Source organism: Rahnella sp. AN3-3W3, from assembly GCF_003263545.1.
Taxonomy (GTDB): Bacteria; Pseudomonadota; Gammaproteobacteria; order Enterobacterales; family Enterobacteriaceae; genus Rahnella; species Rahnella variigena.
Map to the genome: position 1 here is coordinate 1 of NZ_JYDG01000043.1, position 18662 is coordinate 18662.

The following is an 18662-nucleotide window of genomic DNA, read 5'->3' on the forward strand; positions in this document are numbered from 1 at the left end:
GGCGTTTCTAATTTGGCTCCTCTGACTGGACTCGAACCAGTGACATACGGATTAACAGTCCGCCGTTCTACCGACTGAACTACAGAGGAATCGTTGGAACGGGGCGAATAATAGCGACTGCCCCGCGGCATGTCAAAGGGGAAACTCTATAAATGCGTTCGTTTGCTGATACTTTGGTCAAGTTGTTGACAATAGAGTCAAAAAGGAACCCGAAAGGCCTGTTTCTGCACTCTGTCAGCCTTTGCCCGGTTAGCGCAATTCGCCGCAGGCGCGGGTGATCCGGTCACAGGCTTCCTGTAAATGCTTGTCATCAATGGCATAAGCGATGCGTAAATAGCCTGGGGCGCCGAAAGCTGAACCCTGAAGCGTTGCCACGTGGGCAAATTTCAGCAGATAAGCCGCAAAATCTTCATCTGTATGGAGGGACTCACCCGAAGGCGTTGTTTTGCCCAGCATTCTCTGGCAATTAGCGAAAACGTAAAATGCTCCTGGCGGAACCTCTGCACTCAGGCCGTCAATGGCGTTGATGCAGTTCATGATCAGGGTGCGGCGGCGTGACAGTATTTCAATCCACTCCGTGATGAATTCGCTGCCGTGTTCCAGTGCGACAACGGTCGCCGCCTGAGAGATTGAGCTTGGATTTGACGTGCTTTGGGACTGCAAGATTTGCATCGCAGAAATCAGCCAGGCCGGACCTCCGGCATAACCCAGTCGCCAGCCGGTCATTGAATAACCCTTTGAAACACCGTTGACCGTGAGGATACGATCCTTCAGGCGCGGTTCAACCTGCGCCAGCGTGGCGAATTCGCCGGAGGTAAAACAAATTTGCTCATAAATATCATCCGCCATGACAAGCAACTGCGGATGTTCCAGCACAACGGCAGCCAGCGCCTTTAATTCTTCTGCAGAATACACCGCGCCGGTTGGGTTATTCGGAGAGTTGAGGATAACCCAGCGGGTTTGCGGGGTAATCGCGGCCGCCAGATCTTCCGGCTGTAATTTCCAGCCATGGCTTTCCAGGCAAGGTACTATCTTCGGCTCGCCTTCTGCCAGCGCCACCATGTCCGGGTAAGAAACCCAATAGGGCGCAGGAATAAGGACCTGATCACCGCCAGAAACCGTGGCTAAAAGAGCATTGAAGATCAGTTGCTTGGCTCCGCTACCTGCAATCACTTCGTCCGCACGGTAGCTGATCCCATTTTCGCGATTAAACTTAGTAATGATGGCTTGTTTCAGCGCGGCGGTACCGGCCACAGCGGTGTATTTTGTGTCACCTTGTACAATCGCATCGATGCCTGCCTGCCTGATGTGTGCGGGAGTATCGAAATCGAGTTCGCCTTCACCGAGATTGATAACATCAACGCCAGACGCAATAAACGCGCGTACCTGGTCGGAAATCGCCGCTGTCGGCGAAGGGCGCACACGACGTAAACGAGGTGCAAGAAATTCAGCAGACATTGTTTCCCCTGTTTGAGCAATAAAAAAATTGTATTATATGAATCATTAAAACCAATTTAAACTTACCATTCTTCTTTTTGCTTTGCTCATAATTTCTTCGTGCTGAGCAGCATTTTACCGGCGGAAATGGCACGGCAACTCGTTTGGCAGACTCCAGAGTCTGCGAAATGCCGTCACTTTCCTTTTATATTTCAAGGTTGTCTTATCTCTTTTATTTTTGTTGCACATGACACACCTGAGCCATCGCTGTACGGGGCGATGGCGGCAATACTGGCAGCACAAAAACATTTACCGTTAGCTCATCTGCCGGTGAGCTGGGATATCGCCCGCTATCCGGATGCCTGTCAGCATGTCATCGGCGAAGGACAGCTGATGACCAGCGGTTTGCTGTGGATTGAGCGAATGAATCCGCAAAGTGCCGGAAAGGTTATGGAGCTGGAAGACCTGCTCAATACTTACGGTACTCAGGATGTGGTGGTTCCGCTGGGGCCGATGCAAATTATTCAGTTCACGCAAATCGCCAGACAGGTGCGGGATAACGCGCTGGATTACGAACTGGTTACGGTTGAGCGCGCCAATCAGGGGTTTGTATTCAGGCGTCATGGTCAGACAGATGAAGCGTCAGGATGCTGGTGGCGAGACCGCTACGGGCGCTGGATCAATCAGAACATGCCACCGCACACCGGCCCGTCATTGCGCATTGCGCTGGTCGGATCCCAGTCGGATCAATGCAGTATTTACCCTGCCACTCTGGCTGCTCTGGGGGACGCGGCAGATGCGCTGTCGTTATCACTGGACATGGTGTACGCAGCACCGCAGGCGCTGGAAGATCACCTGCATGAAGTGATGGAAAATGTCGATGGTATATTGCTGCCCGGAGGCTCAGCGATGTGTAATGTGACCGGACAAATTTGCGCGGCGCATTACGCGCTGAACCGTAATATTCCCATTCTCGGGCTTTGTCTGGGTATGCAAACCATGACCACGGCCATCGTGCAGAAAATGCTTGGTTCCACGAAAGCCAATCTTGCCGAAGCCGATGCTAATGCCGAAATTAAAACCTTTATCCCGCTGACGGATACGCCGACATTTCCGGTACATCGTCTTGGGGATTATCAGATGCATTGCCGTCCTGGCAGCAGATTAAATGACATCCTCGGCGATGAATTTACCGTGCGCTATAACCACCGCTTTCATCTTGAACCCGAACTGAAGCCCGATCTGGAGAAGTTCGGGCTGCATATCAGCGGGACTGACGCTACGGGAAAAATTGCTGATGGTATTGAGTTCACTCATCACCCGTTTTATCTCGGAGTACAAGGGCATCCGGAGTTGTCGTCACTGCGTGTGAAACCGCATCCGCTGCTGACCGCGTTTTTAAAAGCGGCGGGTTCAAAGCGCAGTTAAGGAAGGACCCACCCAGTTCTCAGTCAGGAGCCCGTCAACGCGGGTGAACTCATTCATATTATTGGTCACCATCACCATACCCGCGCTGCGTGCCTGTGCGGCAATATGAATATCGTTCACCCCAATCAGGCTGCCGCATTTTTCGAGGCAGGCACGGATATGTCCGTAATGCGCGGCAGCTTTCTGGTCATAGTCCACGATACGTAAATGAGAAACGAATTCCTCTACCGCCAGTTTGTTTTTGGTCGGACTGGTGCTTTTCGCAATGCCATGCAGTAGTTCAGCATAAGTGATCATTGAGATCGCCAGTTGATCGGCGTGCTGGTTGAATTTTGCCAGCACGCTCATCGGCCTGCGTTTGAGTATATAAATGACAATATTGGTGTCCAGCAGATAGGTCAGCATTAAAATGTATCCCGCTCAGACTGATCTTGTGAGGCGCGTTCTTCCATAAAATCATCCGTCACGCGCAGTTCGCTGTGGAAAAAATTATCCCATGTGTTATCCACTGGCGTTAAAACCAGTGAACTCCCTACTTTTCTTATCGTCACGATTTTTACCTCGTCTGGAAAACGGCACTCTGCCGGAATACGTACGCTTTGCGTCCTGTTATTTAAAAATACGGTGCCTTTGGGCATGTCGTTATTCCTCAGTAAGTTGTTTAAGCCGGAAATCTGCTCAAATAGTACTCGCCTGAAAAATATAGTGCAAAGGTATATACGTCGAAAGGCGATGGCAAGGACATTAAAAATGTCATTGCTGAATTTGCGGGATGTCCCGGAAAAGCGGATGTAACAAGAGGAAATTCCCGCCTGCTCAGACGGGAGTTTTAGCAAAGCGGATTACTTCAGGGTGACGCCGGAACGCGGATCCGCAGCCAGACGCTGGAGTTCCTGCTCCACCAGCCCGATAACGTCAGGCTCCAGATCAATCAGTGGTGCGCGCACATGGTGACCGTCGAAGCCGCGCAGGTTCATGGCCGCTTTCACCAGTTGCGGCTGACCATAGCGGCGGGCGAGGGCGCGGTACGGATACCAAAGGCGGTGCAGTTCGCGCGCGGTGTTCGCATCGCCATTTTCCAGCGCACGATATGTCGCCAGAATGATTTCCGGCAACGCGCCGCTGTTAGTGGTGCTGATGCCATCAAAACCGCACATCATCGGACCTAAAAATGCCAGGTCAGAAGCGCAGAACAGGCGCAGACGTCCGCCCAGCCGGTTGGCAATCTGGTCAATGGCCGTCGGGTTCAGGTCACCTTGTTTAATGCCCACAACGCCTTCGATATCGGCCAGTTGCTCCAGCACCACAGGCGGTAACGTAATGCCGATGCCCGGCGCGTTGTACACCAGAATACCGGTGCGTGATAGCTGCGCCATCTGTTTGAAAAAAATGATGATTTGTGCTTCCGTCACTTCCGAAACAAACGGCGGTGTCACCATTGGGAGCCCGCCCAGATCACCCGCCAGTTGGGTTAAATCGCGCACGACGCGGGCATCGGAGCCGGCGCTGCATAACATTACCGGTACGCGGTTACCGACCACTTCCATGACATAACGAAACAGCGTGGCGCGCTCATCTGCGGTCATTGCCGGGAATTCGCCGTAGGTGCCGCCAATCAAAATGCCGTCATAACCGAGGCTGATGACGCGCTCGATATTGCGCGACAGCCCCGCGAAATCAAACTCGCCGCTGGCGGTAAAAGGCGTGACGGTAATATTAAAAATACCTTTCAGGCGCGCCTGGCTTTCACTGATGTCTTTCATTTATTCACTTCCCATCATCTTGTTAAACGCTAAATCAAAGTAAGGTCAGCGGACGATCCACCGTGCCGAGGGCGCGGTAGCCGTTTTCGGTCACCACAATGGTTTCACTGACACCGACGGTGAATTCGCCGTAAATGCGCAGTGCCGGTGGAATGTGGAAGGTCATGCCCGGCTGTAATTCAGTCGTGATGCCGCTGTAAAGGCTGAGGATCGCGCCTTCGCCCCAGTCAGGTGCAAATGAGATCCCAATCGAATAACCGGTGCGTTTTTTGAAGTTGTCGGTGTAACCGGCGCGGTCAATGACGGCCTGACACGCCAGATGCGGTGCTTCGCAGGTGGCGCCCGGACGAATGGCATCCAGTGCAGCCTGCAGCGCTTCCTGACACACTTTTTCCATTTCCAGCGCTACGGCGGGTGGTTTGCCAAGCCAGGCGGAGCGCATCAGGGCAGCGTGGTAACGGTCATGCGTGGCGGCCATTTCCAGGAAAATCGGGTCGCCATCGAGAATTTTGCGACGTCGCCAGGTGCCGTGCGGTACGCCGGTGCGCGGACCGCTGGAAACCAGCGGTTCCATGCCCATGTATTCGGATCCGGCGGCAATGGCGGCGCCCATCATGGCGGAAACCAGATCGTTTTCAGTGGCACCGGCGGCAATCGCCGCGCGACCTGCCAGCATACCGGCATCAACGTAACGCGCTGCGTGGGCCATTTTTTCCAGTTCGGCGGCAGATTTCACCGCCCGCAGTTGTTCGATAACGCCGGCCGCGTCGTGAATAGTGCCGATTTCAGCCTGCAACGCTTCGTATACCGCCACGGGCAGGAACCAGCCGCGTTTGTCGATACCGATCCGGCTTTTCATCCAGCCGCGCGCTTTCAGCACATCGAGCAGGAAATTCACCGGATTATCGCCATCGGTATAAATCGCGGCGTCGCGGATAAAGGTGTTGGAGATAAAGTTGAAATACTCCAGCTGACGGATGACAAAAACCGGATCGCCTTCCACCGGCAACACCAGCGTCTGGAAGGTGTAGTAGCCCGGCGTTTGCTGGCCGGTCAGATAAAAGATATTTTCCGGACCGGTGATGACCATGACGTCCAGACCGGCTTTGACCAGCAGCTGACGCGCTTTCGCCATGCGCTGCGCATATTCTGCTTCACGAAAGGCGGATTCTGCGCCTGGCACGACGCGGCCCAGATCGGGCAATGATGTTGCTGTCATTGTTCAAACTCCTGAATAAATTCTGCCTGAGAAGGGGTAAAGCGGATGCCAAGCCCCGCGCCCGGCTGGCTGCTGAGTAAACCCTGATGATAGGAAAGGCCGTGAACCGGGTCGTTGCCCAGCCCGTCGGCACCGTAAAGTTCTGCATAAGCCGGCTGACTGGCGCGGGCGACGTGCAGCGCGGCGGCGGTAGCGGCACCGCCTTCATTCATCTGGCCGATCATAAACGGCACACCCGCCGCGGTCAGGCGTCGTGCGGCCGCTATTGTCGGCGCAATCCCTCCCATTTTGACCAGCTTGAGATGCGCCATGACCTTGCCTTTGAGCTGCACAATACGTTCTAAATCCGCCTCGCTGCTCATGCTTTCATCAAGCATCAGCGGCAGCGGACTGACTTCGGCGAGCGCCGGGTAATAGTGCGCATTGGCGTCAGAAACCGGCTGTTCGAGATAACTCATTTCAAATTTCGCCAGCGACAGTAAATGACTGCGGGCTTCTTCCGGTTGCCATTGTCCGTTGGCATCGGCGGACAAACTGATCTCGTGTCCGAAACGGCGGCGCAGGGCGCTAAGGCGTGCTTCGTCCTCAGCAAATGACGCCACACCGATGCGCAGTTTCAGCTGAGTAAAACCGCGCTCCACATAGGCTGTGGCCTGTTCCAGCATCTGTTCCATCGGCGTCCAGAACAGCGTCTGGTTGGTGTGATAACTCACCGTTTGGCTGTTTTCTGCCCCGGCAAGTTCTGCGACGCTGATACCTTCCTGACGGGCGATGAGATCATGCAATGCGATATCCAGCAGCATCCGTGTCGGTGCCAGAAAATCTGCCATCCGTTGCGGCAGGTTGAGCAAAAGCGTGCTGGCAGGCTGGCTGAGATCCAGTTGCTGCAACGCACGGATCACATCACTCAACACCCTTTCGGCGCTGCAACCATTGAGATAAGCGATATTGATACGCACTTCGCCCAGCCCGTTGACGTTTTTGTCTTCCAGCAGCAGATACAAGGTGTCCAGCCCTGGCACACTGCCCGAAGAGGCGGTGTAAAGTTGCAGATGCGGATACCGCAGGTCGGCGCGATATAACGTAGCTTTCACCGGCTCCTCCTCAGTGTTTGAGCATTTTCAGCGCGACATCGCAGTAAATTTTGCTGCCTGCGATGAATTCGTCGATCGGGATAAACTCATCAGGTTTGTGCGCGACCGCCAGCGAACCGGGGCCGATGATGATGCCTTTGGTTCCCAGGCTGCGAAAATGCACCAGATCGCAACCGCCCTGAAAACCGAAGGGTCCCGGTTCCGGGTTGCCTTGTGCCGCGCAGGCTTCAACGCCGGCCAGCACAATCGGATCGCCGGAGTCGGTTTCGGTTGCACCGCCGGTGGTCGGTTTGAAGGTAATGATTTCGCTGCGTACACCGAATTTGTCATGGGCGAGTTGCAGTAAATCCTGAATCTCCTGTTTCACTGTGTCTTCGTCTTCGCCAGGCACCATGCGACGATCGAGCAGTAATTCGCAGGCACCCGGCAGTACGTTATCGGCATGACCGCCGTTAATGCGGGTGACCGTCAGGCTGGCATTACCGACCAGCGGATGACAGCGGCAGCGCACGGTGTGCTGGTGGGTTTCTTCCACCAGACCGAGCAGTTGTGCGGCGCGGAAAATAGCGTTCTCGCCCAGTTCCGGTGTGCCGGAGTGAGCGGTGACGCCGTGAACGCGGACCAGCGGGCGCAAACTGCCTTTATGTGCCGAATACGTGGTGTTAGAGGTTGGTTCGCCGATCACCACGAAGTCGATATGTGCCGGGGCGTTGCGCACGTAAAACTTCGCACCTTCGCTGGCGACTTCTTCGTCGGCGACAAAAATCGCCATCAGCGTGCCGCGCCAGTCGTTGCGGTTGGCCGCCAGCCAGCGCATGGCTTCGATCATGGCGATCAGCGGCCCTTTGGCGTCGCAGGCACCGCGACCATATAACCGGCCGTCGCGTTCGGTGAGGGTGAACGGATCCTGCTGCCAGCCTTCACCGGCGGGCACCACGTCGATGTGGGTATTAAAAGCAAAGCACGGCCCTGCGCCGTTTTCGAGGCGGCCAATCACGTTGGTGCGTCCCGGCGCGTATTCGCTGAGTGTCATGTCGAAGCCGATTTCGCTGAGCATGGCGCTGATAAGTTCAGCGGCTTCGCGTTCGCGCCCTGGCGGATTTTCGGTATTGATCGCGACCAGTGCGGCAAGGTCACGTTTCATTCTGCTGATATCGGGCGATGAAAGGCTCATCGGTGTCTCCTGAAATACAGTATTTGAAATACAGTTTGTGGCAAAAGTCAGGCCCCTGGTGAGAGCGCAGTGTGTGATTCAGTGCTGCTAAAAGTGATTAATGTAAGATTTGATCTAAGAAACGTTGCGCCCGCAGGCTGACGTCGCCGCCGAAGAATTTTTCGCCGGTCGCGTTTTCGATAATTTCGCCGTTTTCCATAAAGACGATTTGGTTGGCCGCGCGTTTCGCAAAGCCCATTTCATGCGTCACCACAATGCTGGTCATGCCTTCGGCGCTGAGATCGGCCATCACGTCGAGCACTTCGCGGATCATCTCCGGATCCAGTGCTGAAGTTGGTTCATCAAACAGCATCAGTTTCGGTTTCATCGCCAGCGCGCGGGCAATGGCGACGCGCTGCTGCTGACCACCGGAAAGCTCATCAGGAAACGAATCGGCTTTATCCGGAATACGCACTTTGCCAAGCAGTTCCAGTGCCTGCGCTTCGGCTTCACTGCGGCTGACGCCCAGCACGGTCATGGGGGCCAGCATGATGTTTTCCGCGGCAGTCAGATGCGAAAACAGCTCGTAGTTCTGAAACACCATTCCGATGTCCTGACGCAGTTTGTGTGGCTCCATGCTGGCGTGGGTGATGTCCTGATTACGAAAGAAGATTGCGCCGCCCTGAATCGGTTCCAGCAAATTAATGCAACGCAGTAAGGTGGATTTGCCTGAGCCGGACGGGCCGATCAGCACCACGGTTTCGCCCTGAGCCACATTCAGGGAACAGTTTTTCAGAACGTGTTGTGCGCCAAAATGTTTATCGACGCCGATGATTTCCAGAACCGGTTTGGATTTATTCACGGGCTTCTCCTCAGTTTGGCGTACTGCTGCGCAGCAGGCGTTCGGTCAAAGACAGCGCGGGTTTCTTACGCTTTTTCGGATCAAGAGAGCGTTCCAGCCAGGCCTGTCCGACCATAAAGATCGACGTCAGCACCAGGTAGTAAATCCCGGCGGCGCACAAGGCTTCGAAATAACGGAAGCTTGCGCTGGCGGTCTGGTTGGCGATAAGCAGAAGTTCCTGCACTGCAATCACTGACACCAGGGCGCTGGATTTGAGCATGCTGATCATCTGATTGCCCATCGGCGGCAGCACAATCCGCGCGGCCTGTGGCAAAACTATCTTGCGCATGATCTGGCTTTGGGTCATGCCGAGCGCCATCCCGGCAGTACGCTGACCGCTGCGTACGGCCTGCAAACCGGAGCGCAGAATTTCTGCCATATAGGCGCCCTCATTTAAGGACAGCGCCATTACCGCGCAGGTAAAGGCGGAGAATCGCAGGCCAAAGGTCGGCAGAACGTTGTAAACGAAAATAATCTGGAACAGCACCGGTGTGCCGCGAAACAACCACAGATAAAAGAAAGCCAGAACGGAACCCGCACGGAAGCGGGATTCCTGCAGCAGGGCCAGCACCAGCCCGGCAATAATGCCAAAGAACAACGAGCACACCGTTAACAACAAGGTCATTAATGCGCCCTGAAAGAACGCCGGTGAGAACAGGTATTGCCAAACAAGATCAAGTGACATGAACTTTCCTCAACGTCAGGGCAAAGCTTTTCTTAACTTTGCGGTTTCAGAAAATGGACACTGAAGCCGGGAACTGCCATTTGCTGATGATTTTCTGATACGTGCCGTCTTTCACGACATCCTGAAGGCCTTTTTCCAGCAGCGATTTCATTTCTGTATCGCCTTTACGCACGGCAAAACCGATGTGCGTGTCAGCTTCAAATTCAGCACCGACGGCTTCGAAGGTGTCACCTTTTTCGCTCAGCAGCGCAACCGCGCCCGGTGTTGACAGGAATTCCGCATCGGCACGTTTTTGGGCGACAGCGACGGCGGAATCGGTGGCTGCCGGGAAGGTCAGCACGGTCAGTGCCGGTTTTTTGGCATCGAGACATTTCTGGTTATCCGCACGCGCCTGGCTTTCTTCGATGCCGCCCAGCGTCACGGCAATGTTTTTTCCGCACAGGGACAAATCACGGCCAGTGATATTTTCCGGATTTCCTTTTGCCACAATCACGCGGCTGCCGATTTTCAGGTATGGCACGAAATCGACCTGCTCAGAACGGGTCGGGTTGATGTACATCGCGGAGTTAATGATATCCAGACGTTTGCCCTGCAATGCCGGGATCAGCCCTTTGAATTCCATCGACATCGGCGCCGGTTTCAGCGCCAGTTTTTCAGACATGGCGGTGATCAGGTCGATATCGAATCCGGTCAGCTTGCCGTCTTTGGTAAATTCAAATGGCATGAACGTGGCGGCGGTGCCGTACGTCAGCTGACCTTTGCTGACCAGAGCAGGCGCGGCGGCCTGGCTGAACAGCGGGGCACTCAGGCAAATAGCGGCCAGAGAGACGGCGGCATATCGACGCAAAAAATATTTTTTTGACATGACAGACTCCTGTTTCCCATGAGCAAGATTGCTCTTTGTGTCTCATTTAATACAATTAAACTTATGAGTCAAGGCTCTTTTTTGGTGCATTAATTGCACGATCTGGGGGCTTTATCACCAGGCTTCACCCTCCTCAAGGCTTGTGATATTGTACAAACCTAAACAACAAATACTTTCAGGTGCTGCTATTCCATGACCCAAACTACGACAGCCAGCGGAAGGCGTCTGGCAAACCAAATCCTTGACCTGATACGTGAAGCAAAATTTGAGCCAGGTCACCATCTCAGGGAGCAACAGCTTGCTGATATGCTCGGCGTTTCCCGCACGCCGGTGCGTACCGCCCTGAAATTGCTGTGTGAATTAGGGATTATCGAAGCGCGGCGTAATCAGGGTTTTTTCCTGCTGAAAGCCTTCGATGAACTCCAGCGCATCAGCATCGATATCCCCGCCAGCAGCGATCAGGATTTATACGAGCAGCTGGTGAAAGATCGCATTGCCGGAAAGTTGCCGGATTCCCTGACGCAAACTGAAATCGCTCAGCGCTATGACGCCGATCGCGGGGTGCTGGCGCGCACGTTGTTGCGGCTGGCCGAGGACGGCCTGATCGCCCGCAATAAGGGGCATGGCTGGTCGTTTTTACCGACGCTGAATACCGATGTGGCGCTGAGTAACGGCTACGGATTCCGCCTGATGATTGAGCCGGGTGCGATGCTGGCGGCGGGTTTTCATGCCGACAAGAGCGCGCTGCGCCGCCTGCGGATGCAGCATATTTATCTGATAACGCATCCGGATATTCTGGCTGTGGATGGGCGTCAGATTTTCGAAACGGATGCGACTTTCCACGAGATGCTGGCGGAATTCAGCGGCAACATTTTTGTTTTGCAGGCGATCCAGCAGCAAAACCGGCTGCGTCGTTTGCTTGAGTTTGGCAGTTACACCAATAAACAACGCGTGCGCGAATGGTGCGAGGAGCACGTCGCCATCATCGACGCCGTGATGGAGGGACGAATGGAGGCGGCGGCGGAAATGATGCGCAGTCACCTGCAATCGGCTTATCAGATGGTGCTCAACAAAGTCAGTAAAGTTGGGTAAGTCATTGATGCAAAATTGATTATTTTCGCAATACGTTAAGCAGAGGAAAAAGTGATGGATTTTGGTATTCAGGGCCGCGTGTCAGATGGCGGCCCTTGCTGTTGCTGCCTCTGTTATTAATCCTGCTAATTTATAAGGATGACCTATAAGAATGCATGATATTGGTGCATCCTTCCTTTGCAGCGCATTTCATTCCCTTCTTTTTTTTCATCGTCGCCAGTTTTCTGCTCATCGTGCGTAATCGTTTTCTCTTATATTTTGCGGTATTAGCTTTCTGAACAAGCGTTTTTTTCCTGCGCGCCGGAGATTGGCGTAAATCTTGCTTTTATTAGTCCAGCTTATTATTCGCATCATTAACGACCGCCCGGGGTTACCCCATTCGCGCAAGATGGAGACAGAGATGAATCTCAGACGTCTGAAGTACTTTGTGAAAATCGTCGATATCGGCAGCCTGACGCAGGCCGCTGATGTTCTGCACATCGCCCAACCGGCACTGAGCCAGCAACTGGCGACACTGGAAGGAGAATTGCAGCAACAATTGCTGATTCGCACCAAGCGCGGCGTCACTCCTACCGAAGCCGGTAATATTCTTTATTCCCACGCGCAGGCGATTTTGCGCCAGTGCGACCAGATCCACAGCGCGGTCAATAATGCCGGTCAGTCGCTGAACGGGCAGGTTTCCGTTGGTCTTGCGCCGGGCACGGCGGCTTCTCAGCTGGCGGTGCCGCTGTTACAGGCGGTGCGTAAACAGCATCCGGGCATTTTGTTGTATCTGAATGAAAATTTCGGCACGGCGCTGGGTGATTTGGTTCTCAACGGTCGCATGGATATGGCGGTATTTTATGGCACCAGTATGGCCGCCGGACTGAGCAGCCAGCCTCTGATGAAAGAGGATTTGTATCTCGTCGGGGCGCACTCGGTGCTGAATCCGGGGAAATATGTCGAACTGAGCGATGTGGCGAAAATGAATTTGTTCATGCCGCGCTCGCACAACGTGACCCGCCGTCTGGTGGATGACGCTATGGCGCTGCGCCGCCTGAGCGCGAATATCATCGGGGAAATTGAATCCGCTGCCACGCTGACTGCCGCCGTGGCCAGCGGTCTGGGCGTCACCATTTTGCCTGAATCTGCTGCCCGTGCCATGACTGGTCCGGCGAAAGCCTGGATGTCATGCATCAGCAGTCCGTCGATTCAGGTTCCGCTTTCACTGTGTGTTTCTGAAACGCTGGCGTTATCGCAGGAAGCGATGGCGGTGAGGAAAATTCTGCTGTCACTGGTCTTCGAGCAAACCGCACCGGTTCTGGAACCGATGCTGGTCGCGAGCTGAAATCTGACGTTGCCCTCATCCCGAAGGAGAGGGCAGCTCCTTAACTTTCCAGTCTTCCCATCACTGATGCGCCGACCAGGCCACCGTCGGTCAGGAATTTCCCCGGCACCAGCAGCGTTTGTTGATAGTTGTGCAGAACGCCGCTGCGAACTTTCACATCCAGCGCGGCGATCAGTTCACTGGCAGAAGCCAGTCCGCCACCGGCGACAATCCGCGAAGGGCCAAGAATATTGACCAGTAAGGCCAGCGGTTCGGCGACCAGTTCCAGCCAGGCGTTAACGGTGAGAGACGCGCTGGCATCGCCATTCAGCCAGCCGGTCACGATCTCCAGACTGGTGCAGTCTTTATGATGAAAATGCTGATGTAAGCGTTCCATTCCACGAGCGCCACCCAGCATGTCGAGGCAACCGGTCTGACCGCAACCACATTTAAGCCGTGGAACGGCGTAGTTTTCGCCATTGATCACCACCTCAGTGCGGGTGATGGCGCCGTGTCCCCATTCGCCGGTGACGCCGCCGTGACCGCGCACCAGCTGGCCGTTGATCACCAGTCCGCCACCGACGCCGGTGCCAAGAATAATGGCGACCACCACCGGCTGGTGTTGCGCGTTACCGGCATGGGCTTCGGCGAGGGCAAAACAGTCCGCGTCATTCGCCGCCGTTACGGGACGGGCGAGCGCGACGCTGAGATCTTTCGCCAGCGAATGTCCGGTAAATGCCGGAATATTGGTTGCCAGCATTTCGCCGGTTTGTGGCGAAACCAGTCCGGCCGTAGAAATCGCCAGCGGTGTACCGGCGGGTAAATCCGCACCAAATTTGTCGATCAGATTGTGCATCGCCTGCACAAAATCGTCCCATGAAGAAACCGGCGTCGGGACTTTGCCACATTCTTCCATTTCGCCGGGATGGCGCGAAACACCAAACTTAATAAATGAACCGCCGATATCGGCGCAAAAAACAGCTGAGGTCATGAGCGTGTGTCCAGTAAATCTCGCAGCCCGTCGCCCAGTACGTTAAAACCAAGCACGGTCAGCATAATGGCCAGACCCGGGAACAGCGAAAGGTAAATATTAATGCCGAGGAAGTTACGGCCATCGCTCATCATGGTACCCCATTCCGGCATCGGCGGTTGCACGCCAAGCCCCAGAAATGAGAGGCTGGCCGCGGCAAGAATGACCGTACCGGCGGTCAGCGTTGACTGGACGATAATCGGCCCGATGGCATTGCGCAAAATGTAATGTACGATGATCCGGTAATTAGACAAACCCAGCGCCTGCGCCGCTTCGACATATTCCATCTGCTTTAAACCGAGCGTCAGGTTACGGCTCAGACGCGCATACACCGGGATAGCGAACAGCGAAATGGCGATCAAAAGATTCACCAGACCGCCGCCGAGAATACTGACCACCAGAATCGCCAGCACGATGCCCGGAAACGCGAACAGCATATCCATAAACCACATGATGATCATATCGGTATAACGACCGGCCATACCGGCAATAATGCCCAGCGGAATACCGATAATCATCGCCAGACCAACACTCAGCACCACTTCAATAATGGAAATGCGTGCCCCGTAAATGACGCGGGCGAAGATATCGCGCCCGTAATCGTCAGTGCCAAACCAGTGATCGGCACCGGGGGAAAGCAGGGTATCAATCAGATCCTGGGCGTAAGGATCGTGACGGGCAATTAAGGGTGCGAACACTCCCATCAGCACAATCAGACTGACGATAAAGCCGCCGGTAGACACTGCCGGATGTCGCCACAACCAGCGGAAAAACCGCAGCGTGCGCGGTTTGCGACGGGGTAATTGCGTGATAATGGCAGACATTAATCGAACCTTATTTTTGGATTCAGGAAAGCGATCAGTAATTCACCGAGCAGATTCATCACCACCACACCGCAGACAGCGACCAGCGCAACGCCCTGAATCACCGGATAGTCGCGATATCGCACGGAATCTACCAGCAAGCGGCCAATGCCCGGCCAGTTAAAGACAGATTCTGTCACCACTGCGCCGCCAATCAGACTGCCGAAATTGAGCGCCACAATGGTGACAATCGGGATCAGCGCATTTCGAAAAGCATGGCTGCAATACACGGTCGTTGCCGACAACCCCTTGGCGCGGGCGGTGCGGATATAATCTTCCGAGAGCACATCCAGCATGCTGGAACGCGTCATGCGCGCCATCACCGCCATCGGCAAAACGGCCAACGTCACGGAAGGCAGAATATAGCTTTTCCATGACGTTGCGCCGAGCAGCGGCAGCCAGCCGAGATTGACCGAGAAGGTGTTCATCGCCATCAGCCCCAGCCAGAAGTTGGCAATAGAGGCACCAGCGATAGCCAGTAACATCACGCCAAAATCCGGCCAGCGGTTGCGGTACACCGCGCCTATCATGCCCGCCGGAACGCCAATCGCTACTGCCAGAAAATACGACAGTACTGCCAGCATCAGCGTGTAAGGCATGCGTTCCCCGATTTCCTGCGTCACCGGCTGCTGCGACTGCAACGAGACGCCGAGATTACCGTGCAGAACGTCACCGGCAAAATGCAGATACTGCGTCAGCAGCGGCTGATCCAGCCCGAGGCGAACGCGCATGGCATCAACGGCTTCCTGCGTGGCTTCAGGCCCGGCCATCAGGCGTGCCGGATCGCCCGGCAGCGCGCGGATGGACACAAAAATCAGCATCGAAACCCCGATCAGGATGATCGGGAAGGCGATGAGTTTTTTGGCAAGATAGGCTTTCATGGCTATTTCCCACTGTGAATGCGTTTATTTCTTCTGAGCATCTTTCACCACAATTTGGCCGCCCGGGATCATCGTGACGCCTGAGATGTTTTTGCCGGTGGCGTACAAGTCATTCTGGTAATACAACAGCACCTGCGGCGCCTGCTGGTTAATCTCTTTCTGCGCATCGACATAAATCGCGTTGCGGGTATTTTCATCCAGCGTCGATGCGGCCTTGTCTAACATTTCATCCAGTTTCGGGTCACTGAAGAAGCCCAGATTTGCGCCGCCCGGAGCAAAACTTTTGCTGGAGTACAGCGGACGAAGTTGCAGATCGGCGCCGTTCGCGCCGGAAGACCAGGATGCCAGCACCGCGCCGGTGTTATCGGCTTTTTTACCGGCCTGATCGGCAAATGCCGCTTTGGTCCATACGCCGCTTTCCATGATTTTCACGTCCAGCTTCACGCCAATTTTCGCCCACATGCTTTGCAGCACCTGACCGATACGTGCGTCCTGACCCTGCACTGCAATCGACATTGTGAATCCGTCAGCCACACCAGCTTCTTTGAGCAGGGATTTGGCTTTCGCCAGATCCAGCGGATACGGGTTCAGGGTTTTGTCATAACCGGCGGTGACCGGTGCCAGCGGCGAGTTCGCCGGTTGCGCGAAGCCGGACATGATGGCGCGCACCAGACCGTCACGGTCGGTGGCGTAGTTCAGTGCCTGACGCACACGGACGTCGCTGAGCGGTTTGAGATCGGTATTCAGCGCCACCCAGAATACAGAGGCACCCGGGCTTTCATGCAGGTCGAACTTCGGATTGTTTTTCAGCACGCGGGCAAACTGCGGCGGCACCGGGTTAATCACGTCAGTTTCGCCCGCCTGCAACGCCATATTCATGACCGAAGGCTCGGCGCTCCACGTCCATTTGATGTCATCTGGCCCGGCAGCTTTATCACCCCAGTAGCCCGGATATTTTTCTTCCAGCACGAATTCACCGGTTTTGTATTGCACCATTTTGTACGGGCCGGTGCCGACGGCTTTGCTGTCGAGCGTGCCGGTTTTATCGGCCGCCGGACTGACCATCAGACAGGCGCCGGTGGTCAGTAAATTCAGGAATGCGGGATACGGTTTTTTCAGTTTAAAGACAACGGTGGAATCGTCGGTTTTGGTCACGCTGTCGAGGAAGGTGCGCAGACGTCCGCTGGCCGCCAGACCGCGTTTTGTGTCGAGATGGCGGGCAAAGTTGGCGACCACCGCATCGGCGTTAAACGGAGTGCCGTCATGGAAAGTGACGCCGCTGCGCAGTTTGAATGTCCACACCAGCCCGCTTTCATCACTGCTCCAGGAAGTCGCCAGCGCGGCTTCAGGTTTCAGTTGCGGCGACATGCGCAGCAGGCCTTCATACATCGGATCCAGCACGGTACCGGTAAAGGTCGCGGTCTGGTTGCCCGGATCCATACTGCGCGGTGCTTCGTTTTGCATCACGTTCAGTGTGGCGGCGTAAACCGGCAGCGAAAACGCCGCCAGAAGAGCGCTGCTCAGCAACGTTAACTGCACGGGACGCCGGATGTAACGGGTAATCTTCATGTTCTGCCCTCTGCGTGAAAAATCGGATTAAGTGGCTCTGGCTACGTCTGCCGGTTCGGTAAAACGCCGGTTTTAAAGACAGTTTGTTTTAACAAAGAGATTTAACAAATAGTTCATATGAAATACTTATATGCCAACATTTAGTTTATTTTGTGAACTAATTGGCATTGATATATCCATTTCCAGCGTTTAATGTCAATGCAGATGACCGAAAACTGAGAGCGCCGAAACGAATATGCTAACAACTTTGCAACGTCAGATATTGGGTGCGGTCAATGCATCCGGCGGTCTGAGCCGTACCGAACTGGCGCAGCTTTCAGGAATGAGCAAAGCGGCGATTGGCGGCGTGGTGCGTGAAATGATCGACGCCGGTTTCCTGCACGAAGCGGAAACCGTGCCGGGGAACGGGCAGGGCAGACCCTCGGTGCGGCTGGTGGTTCATCCGGATGGCGCGTGGTTCGCCGGCGTTTCTTTGCTGCAAAATCCGGCGCAGATGGCGCTGATTAATCTGCATGGCGAAATCCTTTCACGGGTGTCTTTCGATGCCGGTGTCAGTCCGCAGCGTCTGGCAGAAAACATCGCCAGCGCGTTACCGGCACTGCTTGAACCGCATCCCGAAGCGGCAAAAAAACTGGTCGGGCTGGGGGTGACGTTATCCGGCCTTATTGATGAACATCAGTCCACCTGCGTACAGTCGGCGCTGCTTGGCTGGCGCGATGTGCCGCTGGCCAGCCTGATTTCACAGGCCACCGGCATGGACGTAGCCATCGAAAATGACGCCAAAGCACTGGCGGTGAGTGAGAAAAATTTCGGGCAGGCGCGGGATTTGAGCAGCTTTACGCTGGTCAGTCATGGCGCAGGGATCGGCAGCGCGCATTTTGTCGCCGGTCAGTTGCATCGCGGCCTGCATGGCGGCGCAGGGGAAATCGCCCACTGCACGCTGGAACTGAACGGTTTGCCCTGCCGCTGCGGCAAGCGCGGTTGTCTCGATACGCTGGCGTCTCTGAATGCTATTGCCGAAATGGCCAGAGACGGCGGGCTGGACGCGACCACCATTGGCGGCCTGGAAAAGCTGGCGATGCAGGGCGTCAGCGAAGCGGTGCGTATTCTGCACCGTGCTGGTTCAGCGCTCGGTTTAGCGATATCCCATCTGATTCAAATTAATGACCCGGACCTGATCCTGATAGCTCATCAGAACGCAGATTTCTCCGGGCTGTTCGGCACGGTTGTGCATCAGTCTATCGAAGCCAACGTTTTGCCGGGAAATGCCGGGAAAACGCCGGTTCGCACTTTTACCCTAAATGACGACACCTGGGCGCGCGCGGCGGCAAGTATTGCTGCACATCGCTTTCTGGTCGGTCTGAAGCCTGTCTGAG

General features: G+C 55.0%; 18 protein-coding genes and 1 tRNA gene. 4 read left to right on the forward strand and 15 right to left on the reverse strand.

Annotated features, from left to right (window positions below; genetic code table 11):
- Positions 1-13: 13 nt before the first annotated feature.
- Positions 14-89, reverse strand: a tRNA-Asn gene (locus tag UC15_RS12755).
- A gap of 160 nt (positions 90-249) precedes the next feature.
- Positions 250-1458: a pyridoxal phosphate-dependent aminotransferase gene (locus tag UC15_RS12760; protein ID WP_112288800.1), complete on the reverse strand. Its 1209-nt coding sequence runs from the start codon at positions 1456-1458 to the stop codon at positions 250-252.
- Positions 1459-1716: 258 nt separating this feature from the next.
- Between UC15_RS12760 and UC15_RS12765 the strand changes: the two genes are divergently transcribed.
- Positions 1717-2865, forward strand: a complete 1149-nt coding sequence (locus UC15_RS12765) for a gamma-glutamyl-gamma-aminobutyrate hydrolase family protein (RefSeq protein WP_232829872.1) — start codon at positions 1717-1719, stop codon at positions 2863-2865.
- Here the strand turns inward: UC15_RS12765 and UC15_RS12770 are convergent.
- From UC15_RS12770 to UC15_RS12810, 9 genes are all read right to left on the reverse strand, one after another.
- Positions 2851-3270: a PIN domain-containing protein gene (locus tag UC15_RS12770; RefSeq protein ID WP_112288801.1), complete on the reverse strand. Its 420-nt coding sequence runs from the start codon at positions 3268-3270 to the stop codon at positions 2851-2853. The two genes, UC15_RS12765 and UC15_RS12770, sit on opposite strands and share 15 nt — an antisense overlap.
- The gene (gene vapB / locus UC15_RS12775) at positions 3270-3503 is read right to left on the reverse strand and encodes a type II toxin-antitoxin system VapB family antitoxin (RefSeq protein WP_112288802.1); all 234 of its coding nucleotides are present in this window, start codon (positions 3501-3503) and stop codon (positions 3270-3272) included. Before vapB ends, UC15_RS12770 begins: the two co-directional genes overlap by 1 nt.
- Positions 3504-3707: 204 nt before the next feature.
- Positions 3708-4628 carry a dihydrodipicolinate synthase family protein gene (locus tag UC15_RS12780; RefSeq protein ID WP_112288803.1) on the reverse strand — a complete coding sequence of 307 codons (921 nt, stop codon included), beginning with the start codon at positions 4626-4628 and terminating at the stop codon, positions 3708-3710.
- Between the two features lie 34 nt (positions 4629-4662).
- A complete protein-coding gene (locus UC15_RS12785; protein WP_112288804.1) occupies positions 4663-5847 on the reverse strand; it encodes a Xaa-Pro peptidase family protein in 1185 nt (394 codons plus the stop codon).
- Positions 5844-6941 carry a mandelate racemase/muconate lactonizing enzyme family protein gene (locus UC15_RS12790; protein ID WP_112288805.1) on the reverse strand — a complete coding sequence of 366 codons (1098 nt, stop codon included), beginning with the start codon at positions 6939-6941 and terminating at the stop codon, positions 5844-5846. The genes UC15_RS12785 and UC15_RS12790 overlap by 4 nt, the downstream gene beginning before the upstream one ends.
- A gap of 10 nt (positions 6942-6951) precedes the next feature.
- Positions 6952-8115 carry a M20 family metallopeptidase gene (locus UC15_RS12795; protein ID WP_112288806.1) on the reverse strand — a complete coding sequence of 388 codons (1164 nt, stop codon included), beginning with the start codon at positions 8113-8115 and terminating at the stop codon, positions 6952-6954.
- Between the two features lie 97 nt (positions 8116-8212).
- Entirely contained in the window at positions 8213-8956 is a 744-nt protein-coding gene (locus UC15_RS12800; RefSeq protein WP_112288807.1) for an amino acid ABC transporter ATP-binding protein, read from the reverse strand.
- Between the two features lie 10 nt (positions 8957-8966).
- A complete protein-coding gene (locus tag UC15_RS12805; protein ID WP_095922431.1) occupies positions 8967-9680 on the reverse strand; it encodes an amino acid ABC transporter permease in 714 nt (237 codons plus the stop codon).
- A gap of 46 nt (positions 9681-9726) precedes the next feature.
- Complete coding sequence (locus tag UC15_RS12810) at positions 9727-10545, reverse strand: ABC transporter substrate-binding protein (protein ID WP_112288808.1); 819 nt, start codon at positions 10543-10545, stop codon at positions 9727-9729.
- Between the two features lie 192 nt (positions 10546-10737).
- Here UC15_RS12810 and UC15_RS12815 point away from each other — a divergent pair, with 192 nt between their 5' ends.
- Positions 10738-11637: a GntR family transcriptional regulator gene (locus UC15_RS12815; protein ID WP_112288809.1), complete on the forward strand. Its 900-nt coding sequence runs from the start codon at positions 10738-10740 to the stop codon at positions 11635-11637.
- A 400-nt stretch (positions 11638-12037) separates the two neighbouring features.
- Positions 12038-12964 carry a nitrogen assimilation transcriptional regulator NAC gene (gene nac / locus UC15_RS12820; protein WP_112288810.1) on the forward strand — a complete coding sequence of 309 codons (927 nt, stop codon included), beginning with the start codon at positions 12038-12040 and terminating at the stop codon, positions 12962-12964.
- A gap of 40 nt (positions 12965-13004) precedes the next feature.
- Here the strand turns inward: nac and UC15_RS12825 are convergent, their stop codons facing one another.
- From UC15_RS12825 to UC15_RS12840, 4 genes are read right to left on the reverse strand one after another with little or no spacing between them, the layout of a single operon-like run.
- The gene (locus UC15_RS12825) at positions 13005-13934 is read right to left on the reverse strand and encodes an ROK family protein (RefSeq protein ID WP_112288811.1); all 930 of its coding nucleotides are present in this window, start codon (positions 13932-13934) and stop codon (positions 13005-13007) included.
- Entirely contained in the window at positions 13931-14797 is an 867-nt protein-coding gene (locus UC15_RS12830) for an ABC transporter permease (RefSeq protein WP_112288812.1), read from the reverse strand. The genes UC15_RS12825 and UC15_RS12830 overlap by 4 nt, the downstream gene beginning before the upstream one ends.
- A complete protein-coding gene (locus UC15_RS12835) occupies positions 14797-15717 on the reverse strand; it encodes an ABC transporter permease (protein WP_112288813.1) in 921 nt (306 codons plus the stop codon). The genes UC15_RS12830 and UC15_RS12835 overlap by 1 nt, the downstream gene beginning before the upstream one ends.
- A gap of 24 nt (positions 15718-15741) precedes the next feature.
- Complete coding sequence (locus UC15_RS12840; protein WP_112288814.1) at positions 15742-17286, reverse strand: ABC transporter substrate-binding protein; 1545 nt, start codon at positions 17284-17286, stop codon at positions 15742-15744.
- Between the two features lie 235 nt (positions 17287-17521).
- On the opposite strand from UC15_RS12840, the gene UC15_RS12845 reads away from it, so the two are divergent.
- Complete coding sequence (locus UC15_RS12845) at positions 17522-18661, forward strand: ROK family transcriptional regulator (RefSeq protein ID WP_112288815.1); 1140 nt, start codon at positions 17522-17524, stop codon at positions 18659-18661.
- Position 18662: the final 1 nt, after the last annotated feature.